Origin of the sequence: Micromonospora sp. NBC_01699, assembly GCF_036250065.1 — a bacterium.
Classification (GTDB): Bacteria; Actinomycetota; Actinomycetes; order Mycobacteriales; family Micromonosporaceae; genus Micromonospora_G.
Genome location: NZ_CP109199.1, coordinates 1,837,755 through 1,853,693 on the forward strand (window position 1 = coordinate 1,837,755; position 15,939 = coordinate 1,853,693).

The following is a 15,939-nucleotide window of genomic DNA, read 5'->3' on the forward strand; positions in this document are numbered from 1 at the left end:
AAACCTGTGTCGTACGGGTTACGGACGAGTATCGAACTGTGTGCTGAGAGCGCTCTCTGGCACCACTTTGACTCCTCTATCGCCCAGAGTCAATGCTTCGGGACGGTTCCGGAACAAGGTCTTCCCCCGGACGAATCTCCCTGACCACGATCGATGCCCCCCCGGGGTGGGGTGCCGCGCCACCGCACGAGGCACGGCACCCCCTTCCCGTACCCGCGGGCACCCCCCCCCGCGGGAGGTCTCAGCCGGACCGGCCGACCCGGTCCGCCGCCGACTGCCAGGCCGCCGCCGCGCCGGGGGTCGGGCGGTACGTCCGCAGCGCCCCGTCGCGGCGCGACACCGCCCGCAACTCGGCCAGCCCACCGTCGAGTACGCCCAGCGCCCGCGCCTGCACCAGCGCGTTGCCCAGCGCGGTCGCCTCCACCGGCCCGGCCACCACCGGCAGCCCGCAGGCGTCGGCGGTGAGCTGGCAGAGCAACTCGTTGCGGGCGCCGCCACCGACGACGTGCACCACGTCCACGTCCCGGCCGGACAGCTCCTGCGCCTGCCGGACGGCGGCCCGGTGGGCCAGCGCCAGGCTGTCGACGATGCACCGGACCACCGCCGCCGGATCGGCCGGCGCCGGCTGCCCCAGCCGTACGCAGGCCCGCGCGATCCGGGCCGGCATCCCGCCCGGCGGCAGGAACTCCGGGTCGTCCGGGTCGACCACGGCGGCCAGCGCCGGACGCCGGGCCGCCTCGGCCAGCAACTCGCCCAGCTCCACCGTCAACCCGGCCGCCCGCCAGGCGCGCAGCGACTCCTGAAGCAGCCAGAGTCCCATCACGTTGCGCAGGTAGCGGACCGTGCCGTCGACCCCGGCCTCGTTGCTGAAGTTCGCCCGCCGGCTCGCCGCCGACAGCACCGGCTCGGTCAGTTCCAGCCCGACCAGGGACCAGGTGCCGCAGGAGATGAAGGCGAACCGGTCACCCTCGGCGGGCACCGCGACCACCGCCGAGGCGGTGTCGTGCGAGCCGACCGCGGTGACCGGCACCGGCCAACTCGCGCCGATCGCCTCGCCGACCTCGGGCAGCAGCTCCCCGGCCGGGTCGCCGGGGCGGCGCAGCGGGCCGAAGAGCCGCGCCGGCAGCCCGGCCTGCTCGATCAGCTCGCTCGCCCACTCGCGGGTGCGTACGTCCAGCAGTTGCGTGGTGGAGGCGTTGGTGACCTCGCTGCCCGCCACCCCGGTCAGCCAGTACGACAGCAGGTCCGGGATCAGCAGCATTCGTTGCGCAGCCGCCAGTGTGGGCGTACCGAGCGCGGCGGTGAGCTGGAACAGCGTGTTGAACGGCAGCAGTTGCAGCCCGGTCACCCGGTAGAGCCGCTGCGCGCCGAGCGCCGCCACCACCCGCTCCGACACCCCGTCGGTACGCCCGTCCCGGTAGTGCACCGGGTTGCCGAGCAGCGCCCCGCCCGCGTCGAGCAGGCCGTAGTCCACCGCCCAGGAGTCGATCCCGACGCTGGCCAGGTCGGGGCGGCGGGCCACGGCGGTGCGCAGGCCGGTCAGCGTCTCCGCGTACAGCCGCAGCGCGTCCCAGTGCAGGGCGTCGGGCAGGCGTACCGGGCCGTTGTCGAACCGGTGCGCCTCGGTCAGCCTGATCCGGTCCCGGTCGACCTCGGCCAGCATCACCCGACCGCTGGACGCGCCGAGGTCGACCGCGGCCACCGCCGCCGACCCCGACGCGTTACGCCTCATCGCCGGTCATCCATCGTTGCCGGTCGTGCATTGTCGCTGGCCATCCGCTGTCGTCTCGTCAGCGCAGGAAGGCGGCGGCCACGCCGGCGTCAACCGGCACGTGCAGCCCGGTGGTGTGCGACAGGTTCCCGCCGGTGAGTGCGAAGACCGCGTTGGCCACGTGCTCCGGCAGCACCTCCCGCTTCAGCAGGGTCCGCTGGGCGTAGAACGCGCCCAGGTCCTCCTCCGGTACGCCGTACACCGCGGCCCGTTTCGCGCCCCAGCCACCGGCGAAGATGCCCGACCCCCGGACCACACCGTCCGGGTTGACCCCGTTGACCCGGATGCCGTACGTGCCGAGTTCGGCGGCGAGCAACCGGACCTGGTGCGCCTGATCGGCCTTGGCCGCCCCGTACGCGACGTTGTTCGGGCCGGCGAAGACGGCGTTCTTGCTGACGATGTAGATCAGGTCGCCGCCGGTGCCCTGGTCGATCAGCAGCCTCGCGGCGGCCCGGGACACCAGGAACGAGCCCTTCGCCATCACGTCGTGTTGCAGGTCCCAGTCGGCCTCGGTGGTGTCCAGCAGCGACTTCGACACCGACAGCCCGGCGTTGTTGACCACCAGGTCGACGCCGCCGAAGGCGAGTGCCGCCGAGGCGAACGCGGCCTCGATCGCCGCGCCGTCGGTGACGTCCACGGTGACCGGGACCGCCCGGTCGGTGTTGCCGATCTCGGCCGCCACGCTCGCGGCGGCGGCGCCGTCCCGGTCGGCGACCACGACGGCCGCGCCCTCGGCGCCGAGCCGGCGGGCGATCGCCGCCCCGATGCCGGAGCCGCCGCCGGTGACCAGCGCGACCCGGCCGGCGAGCGGTTTCGGCGCCGGCAGCCGGCGCAGTTTCGCCTCTTCGAGCAGCCAGTACTCGATCCGGAACTTCTCCGACTCGTCGATCGGCGCGTAGCTGGAGACCGCCTCGGCGCCGCGCATCACGTTGACCGCGTTGAGGTAGTACTCGGCCGCCACCCGCGCGGTCTGCTTGTCCTTGCCGAAGCTGAACATGCCGACGCCGGGGACCAGCACGATCGCCGGGTCGGCGCCCCGGATGGCGGGGGAGTCGGGCTCGGCGTACCGGTCGTAGTAGGCCCGGTAGTCCTTGCGGTACGCCTCGTGCAGCTCGCGCAGCCGGGCCACCGCCTGCTCCAGCGGTGCGTCCGCCGGCAGGTCGAGCACCAGCGGCCGGACCTTGGTCCGCAGGAAGTGGTCCGGGCAGGAGGTGCCGAGCGCGGCCAGCCGGGGGTGTTCGGCGCGGGACAGGAAGTCCAGCACCGCCTCGTCATCGCTGAAATGGCCGACCTGCCGGGCGTCGGTGCTGGCCAGGCCCCGGATGATCGGGGCCAGCGCGGCGGCCTTCGCCCGGCGCTGCTCGGCCGGCAGCGCGGCATGGCCGGGCAGGACCGGGCCGAACGGCTCGGGTCGGCCGTGCTCGGCCAGGAACCGCTCGGCGGTGGCGATGATCTCCAGCGAGCGGGCCTCGCACTCCTCGCTGGTGGCACCCCAGGCGGTGATCCCGTGCCCGCCGAGGATGACCCCGATGGCCTGCGGGTTCTCCCGGGCCAGGGTGGCGATGTCCAGGCCGAGTTGGAAGCCGGGCCGGCGCCACGGCACCCAGACCACCCGGTCGCCGAAGCAGCGGCGGGTCAGTTCCTCGCCGTCGACGGCGGTGGCCAACGCGATGCCGGCGTCCGGGTGCAGGTGGTCGACGTGGGGGGCGTCGACCAGGCCGTGCATGGCGGTGTCGATCGACGGCGCGGCACCGCCCCTGCCGTGCAGGCAGTAGTCGAACGCGGCGACCATCTCGTCCTCGCGCTCGACGCCCGGGTAGACGTCGACCAGGGCCCGGAGCCGGTCCAGCCGCAGCACCGCCAGCCCGGCCTCGGTCAGGGTGCCGATGTCGCCGCCGGAGCCCTTGACCCACATCAGCTCGACCGGCGCACCGGTGACCGGGTCGTCGCCGCTGGCCTTGACCGAGACGTTGCCCCCGCCGAAGTTGGTGTTGCGCCGGTCGGCGCCGATCCGGTGACTGCGCGAGAGCAGCGCGGCCACCTCCGGATGCGTACCCATCGCTGTGCTCGGTTTCCCCTCGTGTGTGCCGTTGTCGGATGTCTCACCGGGCTGGGTCATGCGCCCCAGCCGGCCTGCTGTCCGCCGACCCGCTCGGCGGCGATCTTCTCGGCGTAACCGGACCGGGCGTACGCGGCCATCGGGTCCGGGTCGAGGCCCTGCTCGGCCCGGATCTCGCGCAGCAGTGGCCGGACGTCGGTGTTGTACGCGTCCATCAGCACCGCGTTGGCGCCGAGTACGTCACCGGCGGCCTGCGCGGCGGCCAGCGCCCCGGCGTCGACGATCAGCGCCTTGGCGGTGGCCTCCTGGACGTTGAGCACCGAGCGGATCTGGCCGGGGATCTTCGGCTCGATGTTGTGGCACTGGTCGAGCATGAAGTTCACCCCGGACTCCACCCGCAGGGCGTCCGCCCGGACGATCTCGTGCATGATCCGGAACAGCTGGAACGGGTCCGCCGCGCCGACCATCAGGTCGTCGTCGGCGTAGAACCGGGAGTTGAAGTCGAACGCCCCGAGCCGGCCCTCGCGCAGCAGGAACGCCACGATGAACTCGATGTTCGTGCCGGGGGCGTGGTGCCCGGTGTCGATCACCACCTGGGCCCGTTCGCCGAGCTTGAGGCAGTGCGCGTACGCGGTGCCCCAGTCCGGTACGTCGGTGACGTAGAACGCCGGCTCGAACAGCTTGTACTCCAGCAGGATCCGCTGGTGCTCGCCGATCCGGTCGTAGGTGGCGGCAAGTGCCTCGGCGAGCCGGTCCTGCCGGGAGCGGATGTCGTCCTGGCCGGGGTAGTTGGTGCCGTCGGAGAACCATAGCTTCAGGTCCCGCGAGCCGGTGGCGTCCATGATGTCGACGCAGTCGAGCAGGTGGCGAAGGGCCTTGCGCCGGATCGCCGGGTCGGGGTTGGTGACGCTGCCGAGCCGGTAGTCGTCGTCCTGGAACACGTTCGCGTTGATCGCGCCGATCCGTACCCCGAGGTCGGCGGCGTAGGCGGCGAGCTTGCTGTAGTCGTCGACCCGGTCCCACGGGATGTGCAGCGAGACGATCGGCGCGATCCCGGTGTACGCGTGCACCTGCGCCGCGTCGGCGATCTTCTCCTGCGGCGTACGCGGCACGCCGGGCTGGGAGAACACCTTGAAGCGGGTGCCCGAGTTGCCGTACGCCCAGGAGGGCACCTCGATTCGCTGGCCGCGCAGGGCGGCCCGGACCTCCGGCGAGGCTGCGGTGGCGGTCACGATAGCTCCTGTGTGGAATCGGGTACGGATGCGGCGGGATCGGAAGCGGGCCGGACGGGGATGGGCGCGGATCCGTCGGCGGTGAGCGCGTCGAGTTGCGCGTCGAGGTTGAAGATCTCCGTCAGCACGGTGAATCCCTCGTCCGGGCGGCGCCCGTCGAGTCCCTCGAAGAACGGCGCCATCTCCGCCTGCCACCGCGCGTTGACCTCGGTACGTTCCATCGCGGCGAGCGACTGCGCCAGGTCGTCGGTACGGAAGTGCCCGACCAGCAGGCCGTCGGTGTGCAGGAAGATCGAGTAGTCGTACCAACCGGCGGACCGGAGCGCGGCCAGCATGTCCGGCCAGACGGCGGCGTGCCGCGCGGTGTACTCGGTCAGCCGATCGGGTCGTACCCGTAGGACGAAGCAGACTCTCCGCACCGGGCCCCCTTAGTTGTGAACCGTTTCAATAATCCCGCCCTCAAACTACGAGCGACCGCGCGCGGATGTCAAGGAAACGAGACCCACGGCGTCGATGGCGAGGGCCACCGGCGACCGCGCTCAGCTCTCCCGCCGGGTGTACCGGCTGGACTCGCGGACCACCAGCTCGGGCTCGAAGATCACCTGTTGGTGCTGGTGCACGTCCGGCTCGTTGGACTCCTCCAGCATCAGCGCGGCCGCGGTCCGGCCGAGCCGCTGCCGGGGCTGGCGGACCGAGGACAGCGGCACCGCCGCCGCGGCGGCGAACTCGATGTCGTCGTAGCCGACCAGGGCGATCTCCTCGGGCACCCGGACCTGCTGGCGGGTCAGCTCCTGCAACACGCCGAGGGCGAGCAGGTCGTTGGCGCAGAAGACCGCGGTGGCGCGGGCCGAGCGGGGCTGGCCCAGGATCCGGGCGGCGGCGTCCCGGCCGGCGGCCACGGTCGGGCTGGGCGTGTCGAACCGGCGCAGCTGGTCTTCGCCCAGACCGGCCTCCCGCAACGCGTGCACCGCACCGGCGTGCCGGTCGCGGACCTGCTCCAGCCGCCACGGCCCGCCGACGAAGGCGATCTGCCGGTGCCCGGTCTCGACCAGGTGCCGGGCGGCCAGCTCGCCGCCGAGCCGGTCGTCCACCGAGACCGAGCAGACGTCCGGCCGGGTCGAGCGCCGGTCCAGCAACACCACCAGTACGCCCCGGTCGCGCAGCCGCACCAGTCGCTCGTTGGCGTCGTCCACCGGGGTGATCAGCACCCCCTGGACCCGTTGCTCCTCCAGCAGGTCCAGGTAGGCGCTCTCGCGTACCGGGTCGCCGTCGCTGTTGCAGAAGATGACCGCCATCCCGGCCGCGCCGGTGGCCTCCTCGACGCCCTTGGCGACGTCGGTGAAGAACGGGTTGGCCACGTCGAGCACGACCAGACCGAGGGTGCGTCCCCGCCCCCGGCGCAACTGTCGGGCCGCGTCGTTCGGCACGAAGCCCAGGTCGCTGATTGCGGCGAGGACCCGGGTCCGGGTCGACGCCGCGACGATGTCGGGCCGATTGAGCACGTTGGAAACCGTGCCGACCGACACACCCGCGCGGGTGGCCACGTCACGGATGCTCACGGCTGGTCCCGCCACCGTTGCCTCCTTTTCGCAGTCGGGGCGGTGCGCCGCGACTGAAACGTGTCAACAATAGCGTTGCCGGCTCGATGCCTCACGCCCGCCGGTCGCGCGTCGTGGCGCCGACCCTACCGGCAGCATTCGGGCCGGCGCGGCGGGTAGGGTGACGGCGATCGGGGGCAAGCGCTTTCCCAGACGTAGCGGGCTGATCGACCCACCCTCGGGGCGGTCGACCACGAGAGGCGGACCGATGAGCCACGAAACCACCAGCACCCTGCTGCGCGTACGCGGCAGGACCGTCGCCGAGTACGTGCCCGAGCCGGACCTCGACCAGCGCCTGTCGCCCCGGCCCTACCTGCACCCCGTACGGACCCTCGGCGGGGTGGTGGTCACCGACATCCTGCCCGAGGACCACCCGCACCACCTCGGCGTCTCGATCGGCGTGCAGGACGTCGACGGCGACAACCTCTGGGGCGGCAGGACCTACGTCCGCGACCAGGGCTACACCTGGCTCGACGACCACGGGCGGATAGTGCCGCAGAGCTGGGGACGGCAGGCGGACAACGGCTTCGGCCAGCGCCTACGCTGGCTCGGCCGGGACGGGCGGCTGCTGCTCACCGAGGACCGGACCGTCTTCGCCGGGGCGATCGCCGGCCGCGACGACGCCTGGCTGCTCGACTTCGCGTACACCCTGACCGCACCGGCCGACCGGGACGTCACCCTGGGCAGCCCGGCGACCAACGGCCGCCCGGACGGCGCGGGCTACGGCGGGTTCTTCTGGCGGGCGGCCCTGGGCAAGGTGCGGGTACTCACCGCCACCGGCGAGGGCGAGGACCAGGTGAACGGGACCTCCGAGCCGTGGTTGGCCCTGATCGGCGAGGGTGCGGGCGGGGCGCCGTACACCCTGGTTTTCTCGGGGTTGGGCGACGGTGACGACTGGTTCACCCGCGCCTACGGGTATCCGGGGGTGAATATCGCGCTGGCCTACCGGCGGACGTTGACGATTCCGGCGGGAGGGCGGATCAGTCGGCGGCATCGGGTGGCGGTGGTGGATGGTGCGCTTGCTCGCGATCAGCTTGTCGGGTTGAGCTGAGCGGGTGCGGTCGTCGGGTGGGGGTTCGGGCCCGCCGTGCCCGGCGCGGGCCGTCAGGCTTGATCCCCGCGCCGGTCACGGCGGGCCCGAACCCCGGGTGGTCGCGGGCGTTGCGGCGGTGGGGTGGGTCGGGTGGTGGTCGACTGTTACTGGGGGTGTGGGGTTGGGTGGCGGCGGTCGACTGCTACTGCGGCCAGGGCTGGGAGGCCGGGGAGTAGGGGCCAGAGGATTGGGCCCAGGGAGGCGGTCAGTGTTACCGCTAGCAGGGCGAGTAGTAGTAGGGCGGTGCCGGTCGGGTCGGATCGGGTGCGGGTGAGGGCCTGCTCGGCCGCTGCGGGCCAGGTGGTCTGCGGTTGCCAGGCGACCGCGGCGCGCAGCGCGACCGTGGTCAGCAGTCCGGTGGCCAGCAGCAGTGCCGGTCCGATCACGGTGGCGCCGGGCAGTCCGGCCCGGACCGCCACGGCGTCGAGGGCGAGCACCGCAGCGAGCGCGACCGGCACCAGGTACGGCCACCAGCCGCTGCCCGCCGCCGCGCGCAGCGCCCGCAGGTAGCCCCGTACGGTCACGCCCGTACCGTCGATGTCGGACCGGTCGCGCAGCACCGTGGTCGCGGCCGTGACCGCGACGTAGGCGGTCACCAGGGGCAGGCTGGCGACCAGGGTGAGCAGGCCGAGTACCAGCACCTCGGCGAGCCGGGCCAGCCCGGCGGCGAACCCGCCGGACCGGTACGGCGCCGAGGTGTCGTCCACCTGGTGCGGTCCGGTCATCGCTCAGCCCTTCAGCCCGGAGGTGGCGATGCCCTCCACCAGGTAACGCTGGAAGGCCAGGAAGAACAGCACCACCGGCACGATGCTCAGCACCGACATGGCGAACATCGGGCCGAACGCCGACTCGCTGGTCTGGTCGATGAACAGCCGCAGCGCCAGCGGCAGCGTGTACGTCTCCGGGTCGTTCAGGTAGACCAGTTGGCTGAAGAAGTCGTTCCAGGTCCAGATGAACGTGAAGATCGTCGTGGTGACCAGGGCCGGCTTCAGCAGCGGCAGGATGACGTACCGGAAGGTCAGCACCGGTCCGCAGCCGTCGATCTCGGCCGCGTCGTCGAGTTCGCGGGGCAGCCCCCGGATGAACTGCACCATGAGGAAGATGAAGAACGCGTCGGTGGCCAGCAGCTTCGGCAGGATCAGCGGCACGAACGTGCCGACCAGGTCGAGCTTCTGGAAGATCGTGTACTGCGGGATCAGCACCACGTGGTACGGCAGCATGATGGTGAGCAGGGTGAGCGCGAACAGCGGCCCGCGCAGCCTGAACCGCAGCCGGGCGAAGGCGTACGCGGCCAGCGAGCAGGAGATCAGGTTGCCCAGCACCGCGCCGACCGCGACGATCACCGAGTTGCCGAAGAACCGCCAGACGCTGATGCCGGCGATGCCGTCCAGCGCGGTGGAGTAGTTCTCCGGCACGAACCGGGTCGGCAGCAGGTCGAGGCTGGACAGGATCTCGTCGGTCGGTTTGACCGACGCGGTGAGCAGCCACACGATCGGGTAGAGCAGCAGTAACAGCATGGCGATGATCAGCGCGTGCCAGCCCAGGCCGCGCAGGCGGCTGCCGGTGGTGCTGGACTGGGGGTAGGTGGTCATTTGTTCTCCCCGGCGTAGAAGACCCAGCGGCGGGAGGTGCCGAAGAAGAGCGCGGTGATCAGGGCGACGGTGATCAGCAGGATCCAGGCCATCGCCGAGGCGTAGCCCATCCGGAACTGGGAGAAGCCGCGTTCGTAGAGGTAGAGCGTGTAGAACAGGGTGGAGTTGCTCGGCCCGCCGCGCCCGCCGCTGACGATGAACGCGGGGGTGAACGCCTGGAACGCGTGGATGGTCTCCAGCACCAGGTTGAACAGGATGATCGGGGAGAGCATCGGCAGGGTCACCGAGCGGAACGTACGCCAGCGGCCCGAGCCGTCGACGGCGGCCGCGTCGTAGAGCTCCTGCGGGACCTGCTTCAGCCCGGCCAGGAAGATCACCATCGGGGCGCCGAACTGCCAGACCGCGAGGATGATCAGCACGTAGATCGCGTAGTCCGGTTCGTTGATCCAACCGCCGGTGTCCAGGCCGACCCGGCCGGTGAGCGAGTCGACCACGCCGTCGTCGGTGAACAGTGCCCGCCAGGCCAGCGCGATCGCCACCCCGGTACCCAGCAGCGAGGGAGCGTAGAACGCCGACCGGTAGAAACCCTGTCCGCGCCGCGCGTTGTTGAGCAGCATCGCCACCGCCAGGGCGGCGGCCAACTTCAACGGTACGGAGATCAGCACGTACGTCGCCGTCACCTTGGCCGAGGCGAGGAACCGGGCGTCGTCGGTGAACAGCCGCTTGTAGTTGTCCAGGCCGACCCAGTTGGGACTGGTGAACAGGTCATAGTCGGTGAACGACAGGTAGAGCGAGGCGAGCATCGGGCCCAGGGTGAGCAGCAGCGCGCCGCAGACCCAGGGGGAGAGGAACAGGTACGCGATCCCGGGCCGGTGGCGCCGGTAGCGCGGGCGGTTGCGCCCGGTGCCGGCGGTCGGTTCGGCGGGCCCGGGGGGCGGCCGGCGCAGTGTCTCAGTCGTCATGGCGTGGCAATCCGATCGGCTCGTGACGCCCGCGCCGCAGGGGCGGCGCACTCCCGTGGCGGCGCGCGTGAAACCATTCAATGACGGGGAACGTACCGGCGGCCGGAGGTCCTGTCAACGAAATGGACACGGCCGTGAAACATTCACCGAGTGGCGGTGAGCAGGAGGGCGCGAGGATGAATCGTTTCATTCGGGACCCGAAAAAGTACGGCCGGCACCCCGTCGACCTCAGTCGCCCGGAGCCCAGTCCGGGTCCCGCCCGAACGCCGCCATCAGCCGGTCCTGCTCCCCGGCATTCTCCGGTACGTGCACCGCCGAGGCGACCAGACCGCCCTGCCGGTACGTCCCCACCTGCTCGGCGAACCAGCGGGCGCACCCGCGTACCGCCTCGGCGTCCAGCTTCGGGTCCACCCCGATCGCCACCGCCAGGTCCCAGCCGTGCACCAGGTGCTCGGCGAGCAGCTGTTGCAGGTACTCGCGGGCCGGGGTGTCGCCGAACGAGAGAAACACCGTCCGGTCGAGCGCACCGGGCTCGCCCGCCGCCCGTACGGCGGCCGCTGCGGCATCCCGCGCCGCGCCGGCCGGGTCGGCGCCCAGCAGGTCACCCTCGAACTCGTCGCCGACCTGCTCGATCCTCGCCCCGGCCAGCATCGGGACGGTCCACCGGTCCTCGACCACCACATGGTTCACCAGCGTGCGTACGTCCCAGTCGCCGCACGGTGTGGGCAGCGCCCACTGGTCGAAGCCGACCTCGGCCACCCGGTCGGTGAACTCGCCCAGGCTGCGCCGATAGGTCTCCAGCAGGTCCATGCGCCCGATTCTGCTCCGGTTCCGCCCCGCCGGCAGCCTTTCCGCCGGCAGCCTTTCCGCCGTCCGTTGTCAGCCTTTCCACCGGCAGCCTTTCCGTCGTCCGCTGTCAGCCGTTCCATCGGCCGCCGTTCGTCGCCACGGGTGGGGGTGGTGGCTATCCGTCCAGCTGTTCGGGGGAGAGGCCGAGTTCGCGGGCGGTGCTGAGGTGGACCCACTCGGAGAGCAGGCGGCGGGAGATCAGCCGGTCGTGGACCGCCGACTGCACCGCGAGCCCGTCGATCAGCGCGTTGATCCGCCAGGCGGCGCCGGCCGGGTCGTCGCAGACGAAGACGCCCTCGTCCACGCCGGCCGAGATGATGTCGGCGAGGTCCTCCCGCCAGCGCAGGTCCAACCGACGGGACACCTTCTCCAGCTCGGGCGTACGCAGCGACTCCGACCAGCCGTCGATCCACATTCCCCACGACTTCGACCGGCCGGTCGGGGCGTACAGCTTGAGGATCTTCCGGAGCTTCTCCAGCGGACCGGCCGAGGACCGGACCACCGCGTCGAGCCGGGCCAGATCCTGCTCGGCCGCGTACGCGAACGCCTGCGCGAGCAGCCGCTCCTTCGTGGCAAAGTGGTAGAAAACAAGCGCCTGGCTCACCCCCGCGGCCTGCGCCACGTCGGCCGTACGGGTGTTGGCCAACCCGCGCTCCTTGATCACCGCACAGGCGGTACGCAGCAGCGCATCTAGGCGGACCTCGGCCGCACGTCTTGTCACGCGGTTACGTTAACCTATCGATGTGAATACGGTAAGTCACCAACACTGACGGTCTTTGGTTCGTAACCCGATGTGCTATTCGTCGGCTCGGTGGTGCGCTCGGCCGATCACATCGATCTTCATCCGTGAAGGTATCGGAGTTCATCGGTGGCTCGTAGTAGGGTCCGCTCATGCCCGAGGGTCAGGACCCCGTCCCACCAACGGCCAAGGCGAAGCGGGACCGAGCGGCACGAGTGTCGACGGTGGAGCAACCGGCCACCGGCCCGGTCCGACCGGGCGGTGCCGCCGAGCCGCCACCCGGGCCCGCGCTCGCGGGCGAGCCCACCGGACCGGCCGGGGCCGGCCACGACGACGAGGAACGCCCGGCCCGGGAGCTGACCGGCGCGCCCGCCACCGTGGTCGCCGTGGTCGCGTTCACCGTCGCGCTGATCGTCCTCACCCAGGTGTTCCGGCCGCTGGCGCAGGGCAGCCAGTACTACTTGATCATCTTCCTGGCGGGCGTACTGCCGCTGGTTTTCCTCGCCTACCGGTCCGGCCTGCGCCGGCCGGCGCGGCTGACCCGGCGCGGCCCGGCGCCACCGGGCGACCCGGCCGACCTGCCCGCGCGCGGCCGGCCGGACCGGCCCACGATCGGCGACTGGCTGCTGGCCGGGCTGGCCCTGCTGGTCTGCCTCTACCCGGTCCTGCCGTTCCCGATCGCCGGCGCCGGCGGCGGCTACGACGCCTTCCTCGACCGGCAGGGCCTGCTCACCCCGACCGACGTGCTGCTCGGCGCGCTGCTGCTGGCCCTGCTGATCGAAGCCTGCCGGCGCACCACCGGCTGGGTGCTGCCCGTGGTCTGCCTGATCTTCCTCGGCTACGGCTACTACGGCGGCCTGCTGCCCCAGCACTGGGCGATCGCCCACGCCGGACTCGACTTCGCCCAGATCATCGACGCGCTCTACAACTCCGGCAGCGGCTTCTACGGCACCCCGCTCGACGTCGCCGCCACCTACATCGTGCTGTTCACGATCTACGGCGCCGTGCTCGACCTCTCCGGCGCCGGCCGGTTCTTCGTCGACCTGTCGGTCGCCGCGTTCCGCCGCTCGCGCAGCGCCGCCGGCCGCACCGCCGTCGCCGCCGGCTTCCTGCTCGGCACGGTCTCCGGATCCGGTACGGCCACCGCCGTCAGCGTCGGCGCGGTGAGCTGGCCGATCCTGCGCCGCGCCGGCTACCCTCCCGAGCAGGCAGGTGGCATGCTCGCCGCCGCCGGTGTCGGAGCCATCCTCTCCCCGCCCACCCTCGGCGCCGCCGCGTTCATCGTCGCCGAATACCTGGGCGTGTCCTACCTGACGGTGCTCGGCTGGGCGATGATCCCGACCCTGCTCTACTACCTCGGCATCCTGCTCGCCGTGGAGATCGACGCCCGCCGGTTCGGGGTACGGGCGGTCGAGGTCGTCGCCGGCTCGCCGGGGCGCCTGCTGCTCCGCTTCGGCTACCACTTCTCCTCCCTGATCGTGATCGTGGTGCTGCTCGCGATCGGGGTCAGCGCCACCCGTTCGGTCGTCTACGCGACCGCACTGGCGTTCGCCCTCTCCTTCCTCGACCGGCGCGGCTGGCTCACCCCCGACCGGCTGTTCACCGCCCTCGCCACCGGCGTACGCGGCGTGCTGCCGGTCGTCGCCGTCTGCGGCGCCGCCGGCATCATCACCGCCACCACCACCAAGACCGGCCTCGGTGCCCAGTTCGCCGGGCTGCTGGTCCGCGCCGCCGAGACCCTGGCCGACCGCCCCGCCGTCGTACTCGCGCTGACCGTGGTCTTCGCCGCCGTCGCGCTCGCGCTGCTCGGTCTCGCCGTACCGGTCACCGCCTCGTTCATCATCGGCTGGGTGATCATCGGACCGGCGCTGCTGGCGCTCGACGTACCCGCCCCGGCGGCGGCGATGTTCGTCTTCTACTACTCCGTGCTCTCCGAGGTCACCCCGCCGACCGCGCTCGCCGCGGTGGGAGCCGCCGCGATCACCGGCGGCCGGACCGTGCCCACGATGTGGCAGGCACTGAAGTACGCGCTACCAGCCTTCCTCGCCCCGATCGCCTTCGTGCTGACCGGGCCGGGGGAACACCTGCTCGGCCGGGGACCGGTGCTCGGCGTGCTCTGGGCCGCCGCCGTCGCCTGCCTCGGCATCGCCGCCGTCGCCACGGCCAGCGGCGGCTGGCTGCTCGGCATCGGCCCGGTTGGCGTACCCGGTCGGATCCTCGCCGGCCTGGGCGGCCTGCTCCTGCTCTACCTGCACCCGGTCTCGATCGCGACCGGTGTCGCGCTGCTCGCCGCCACCGCCGCCCTGGCCCTGGCCCGCCGCCGCACCGACCGGCGCCCGCCGGACCCGGCGGCGCAGGCCGAGTCGGTCGAGGCGACGTCAACTTCCCGGTCGGCTTCGCCGCCGGACCGGTCACCCCGGAAAAGGGAGAGCTCATGAACCGTGCCACGAGGGCCGTCGCGGGAATCGCGGCGATCGGCCTCGGCCTGGCCGGCCTGGTCGGCTGCGGCGGCCGGCAGGACGGGGCCACCACCGACGCCGGCGGCGAGGTGACCTGCGAGGTCGGCGCCGACACCCGGATCGGCATCGCCACCGGAAACTCCACCGGCGTCTACTTCGCGCTCGGCAACGCGTACGCCGAGCAGATCGGCACCGCCACCGACGGCAGGGTCAAGGCCACCGCCGCCGAAACCGGCGCCTCGGTGCAGAACATCCAGCAGTTGGTCGCCGGGAGCTACGCGGTGGCGTTCTCGCTGGCCGACACGGCCGCCGACGCCGTCGAGGGTCGGGGCAGCTTCGAGGGCCAGGCGCAGCCGGTGCAGGCGCTCGCCCGGATCTACACCAACTACACCCAGGTGGTGGCGCGTACCGGCTCCGGGATCACCTCGGTCGCCGACATGAAGGGTAAGCGGATCTCCACCGGCTCGCCGAAGTCGGGCACCGAGGTGATCGCGAACCGGCTGCTCCAGGCGGCCGGTCTCGACCCGGCCCGGGACATCCAGGCGCAGCGGCTCGACCTGACCAAGACCGTCGACGGCGTCAAGGACGGCTCGATCGACGCCTTCTTCTGGTCCGGCGGACTGCCCACCCCCGGCATCACCGACCTGCTCACCACCGCCCGGGACCAGGTCACCTTCCTGGACATCACGCCGCTGCTGAGCGAGCTGAAAAAGATCAACCCGGTGTACGAGGAAGGCGCCATCCCGGCCGCCACCTACGGCACCCCCGCCGCCGTACGGACCATCGTGGTGCCGAACCTGCTGCTGGTGAAGAGCGACCTCGATCCGAACCTGGTCTGCGTACTGACCCGGGCGCTGTTCGACCGCAAGCCGCAACTCGAACAGGCCAACGCCGCGGCCAGGGAGATCAGCCTGGAAACCGCCCGCAAGACCACCCCGGTGCCGCTGCACCGAGGCGCCACCAAGGCCCTGGACGACCTCAACGCCCCAAAGTAGCCCAGTAGCCCATCCAGCCCCCCACCCATCGTCCACTCGTACGACCTTCCCACCACACCAGGTTCCTAGGACACTTCACGGAGTGTGTCGTACGTCCAACCGGGTAGCCCGGTTCCGTCCCGGTTGAACGGCTTTCACCTGCGAGAACGCCCGTACGTGAGCGGACCGACCCGCCTCGGCCACCCCCGATTTGGCACATGTTCGCGCGCTCGGCTAAAGTTCTCATCCGTCACCAGGAAACACCGGAGACAAGCGGACGTAGCGCAGTTGGTAGCGCATCACCTTGCCAAGGTGAGGGTCGCGGGTTCGAGTCCCGTCGTCCGCTCGGAGATGCCGCCACGCACGTCGGGGGCTACCTCGGTGGAGTGGCCGAGAGGCGAGGCAACGGCCTGCAAAGCCGTGTACACGGGTTCAAATCCCGTCTCCACCTCGGCAAGGATATGCGAGGGCGATTGGCGCAGTGGGAGCGCGCTTCCTTGACACGGAAGAGGTCACTGGTTCAAACCCAGTATCGCCCACCAGCTAGACCAGCAGGTCAACGGCTCGTTACCGGATCTCCGGTAACGAGCCGTTCTGGTTGTGCCCCTTAC

The 15,939-nt window shown here is 71.5% G+C and carries 13 protein-coding genes and 3 tRNA genes; 6 read left to right on the top strand and 10 right to left on the bottom strand.

What is annotated here, in order from left to right:
• Positions 1-241: 241 nt before the first annotated feature.
• The 5 genes from OG792_RS08315 to OG792_RS08335 all read right to left on the bottom strand — a co-directional run bounded on the left by OG792_RS08315 (position 242) and on the right by OG792_RS08335 (position 6,636).
• A complete protein-coding gene (locus tag OG792_RS08315) occupies positions 242-1,732 on the bottom strand; it encodes a rhamnulokinase (RefSeq protein WP_329108647.1) in 1,491 nt (496 codons plus the stop codon).
• 58 nt (positions 1,733-1,790) lie between these two features.
• Entirely contained in the window at positions 1,791-3,830 is a 2,040-nt protein-coding gene (locus tag OG792_RS08320) for a bifunctional aldolase/short-chain dehydrogenase (RefSeq protein WP_329108648.1), read from the bottom strand.
• A gap of 56 nt (positions 3,831-3,886) precedes the next feature.
• Positions 3,887-5,062 (bottom strand): L-rhamnose isomerase, encoded by a 1,176-nt coding sequence (gene rhaI, locus OG792_RS08325; protein WP_329108649.1) that lies wholly within the window; start codon positions 5,060-5,062, stop codon positions 3,887-3,889.
• Entirely contained in the window at positions 5,059-5,481 is a 423-nt protein-coding gene (locus OG792_RS08330) for an L-rhamnose mutarotase (protein ID WP_329108650.1), read from the bottom strand. Before OG792_RS08330 ends, rhaI begins: the two co-directional genes overlap by 4 nt.
• Positions 5,482-5,601: 120 nt before the next feature.
• Positions 5,602-6,636, bottom strand: a complete 1,035-nt coding sequence (locus tag OG792_RS08335; RefSeq protein WP_329108651.1) for a LacI family DNA-binding transcriptional regulator — start codon at positions 6,634-6,636, stop codon at positions 5,602-5,604.
• A gap of 232 nt (positions 6,637-6,868) precedes the next feature.
• Here OG792_RS08335 and OG792_RS08340 point away from each other — a divergent pair, with 232 nt between their 5' ends.
• Positions 6,869-7,711 (top strand): PmoA family protein, encoded by an 843-nt coding sequence (locus tag OG792_RS08340; RefSeq protein ID WP_329108652.1) that lies wholly within the window; start codon positions 6,869-6,871, stop codon positions 7,709-7,711.
• 146 nt (positions 7,712-7,857) lie between these two features.
• Here OG792_RS08340 and OG792_RS08345 read toward each other — a convergent pair whose 3' ends face one another.
• From OG792_RS08345 to OG792_RS08365, 5 genes are all read right to left on the bottom strand, one after another.
• Positions 7,858-8,478, bottom strand: a complete 621-nt coding sequence (locus OG792_RS08345) for a hypothetical protein (RefSeq protein WP_329108653.1) — start codon at positions 8,476-8,478, stop codon at positions 7,858-7,860.
• A gap of 3 nt (positions 8,479-8,481) precedes the next feature.
• Positions 8,482-9,345, bottom strand: coding sequence for a carbohydrate ABC transporter permease (locus OG792_RS08350; protein ID WP_329108654.1), 864 nt, complete (start codon positions 9,343-9,345; stop codon positions 8,482-8,484).
• On the bottom strand, positions 9,342-10,307 hold the full coding sequence (locus OG792_RS08355) for a carbohydrate ABC transporter permease (protein WP_329108655.1): 966 nt from the start codon (positions 10,305-10,307) through the stop codon (positions 9,342-9,344). Before OG792_RS08355 ends, OG792_RS08350 begins: the two co-directional genes overlap by 4 nt.
• Before the next feature lie 228 nt (positions 10,308-10,535).
• Positions 10,536-11,117, bottom strand: coding sequence for a TIGR03086 family metal-binding protein (locus OG792_RS08360; protein WP_329108656.1), 582 nt, complete (start codon positions 11,115-11,117; stop codon positions 10,536-10,538).
• A 154-nt stretch (positions 11,118-11,271) separates the two neighbouring features.
• Positions 11,272-11,877, bottom strand: coding sequence for a TetR/AcrR family transcriptional regulator (locus OG792_RS08365; RefSeq protein WP_329108657.1), 606 nt, complete (start codon positions 11,875-11,877; stop codon positions 11,272-11,274).
• A 170-nt stretch (positions 11,878-12,047) separates the two neighbouring features.
• Between OG792_RS08365 and OG792_RS08370 the strand changes: the two genes are divergently transcribed.
• From OG792_RS08370 to OG792_RS08390, 5 genes are all read left to right on the top strand, one after another.
• On the top strand, positions 12,048-14,333 hold the full coding sequence (locus OG792_RS08370; protein WP_329108658.1) for a TRAP transporter permease: 2,286 nt from the start codon (positions 12,048-12,050) through the stop codon (positions 14,331-14,333).
• A complete protein-coding gene (locus OG792_RS08375) occupies positions 14,330-15,349 on the top strand; it encodes a TAXI family TRAP transporter solute-binding subunit (protein ID WP_329108659.1) in 1,020 nt (339 codons plus the stop codon). The genes OG792_RS08370 and OG792_RS08375 overlap by 4 nt, the downstream gene beginning before the upstream one ends.
• 252 nt (positions 15,350-15,601) lie before the next feature.
• Positions 15,602-15,674 (top strand) — tRNA-Gly (locus OG792_RS08380).
• A 34-nt stretch (positions 15,675-15,708) separates the two neighbouring features.
• Positions 15,709-15,779: transfer RNA gene (locus tag OG792_RS08385), tRNA-Cys, on the top strand.
• A gap of 16 nt (positions 15,780-15,795) precedes the next feature.
• Positions 15,796-15,870: transfer RNA gene (locus OG792_RS08390), tRNA-Val, on the top strand.
• The last annotated feature ends 69 nt before the right edge of the window (positions 15,871-15,939 follow it).

Excerpts from the sequence above, each read along its gene's own strand:
- OG792_RS08315 (WP_329108647.1), bottom strand. The coding sequence starts at position 1,732 with ATGAGGCGTAACGCGTCGGGGTCGGCGGCGGTGGCCGCGGTCGACCTC.
- OG792_RS08320 (WP_329108648.1), bottom strand. The coding sequence starts at position 3,830 with ATGGGTACGCATCCGGAGGTGGCCGCGCTGCTCTCGCGCAGTCACCGG.
- OG792_RS08340 (WP_329108652.1), top strand. The coding sequence starts at position 6,869 with ATGAGCCACGAAACCACCAGCACCCTGCTGCGCGTACGCGGCAGGACC.
- OG792_RS08345 (WP_329108653.1), bottom strand. The coding sequence starts at position 8,478 with ATGACCGGACCGCACCAGGTGGACGACACCTCGGCGCCGTACCGGTCC.
- OG792_RS08350 (WP_329108654.1), bottom strand. The coding sequence starts at position 9,345 with ATGACCACCTACCCCCAGTCCAGCACCACCGGCAGCCGCCTGCGCGGC.
- OG792_RS08355 (WP_329108655.1), bottom strand. The coding sequence starts at position 10,307 with ATGACGACTGAGACACTGCGCCGGCCGCCCCCCGGGCCCGCCGAACCG.
- OG792_RS08360 (WP_329108656.1), bottom strand. The coding sequence starts at position 11,117 with ATGGACCTGCTGGAGACCTATCGGCGCAGCCTGGGCGAGTTCACCGAC.
- OG792_RS08370 (WP_329108658.1), top strand. The coding sequence starts at position 12,048 with ATGCCCGAGGGTCAGGACCCCGTCCCACCAACGGCCAAGGCGAAGCGG.
- OG792_RS08375 (WP_329108659.1), top strand. The coding sequence starts at position 14,330 with ATGAACCGTGCCACGAGGGCCGTCGCGGGAATCGCGGCGATCGGCCTC.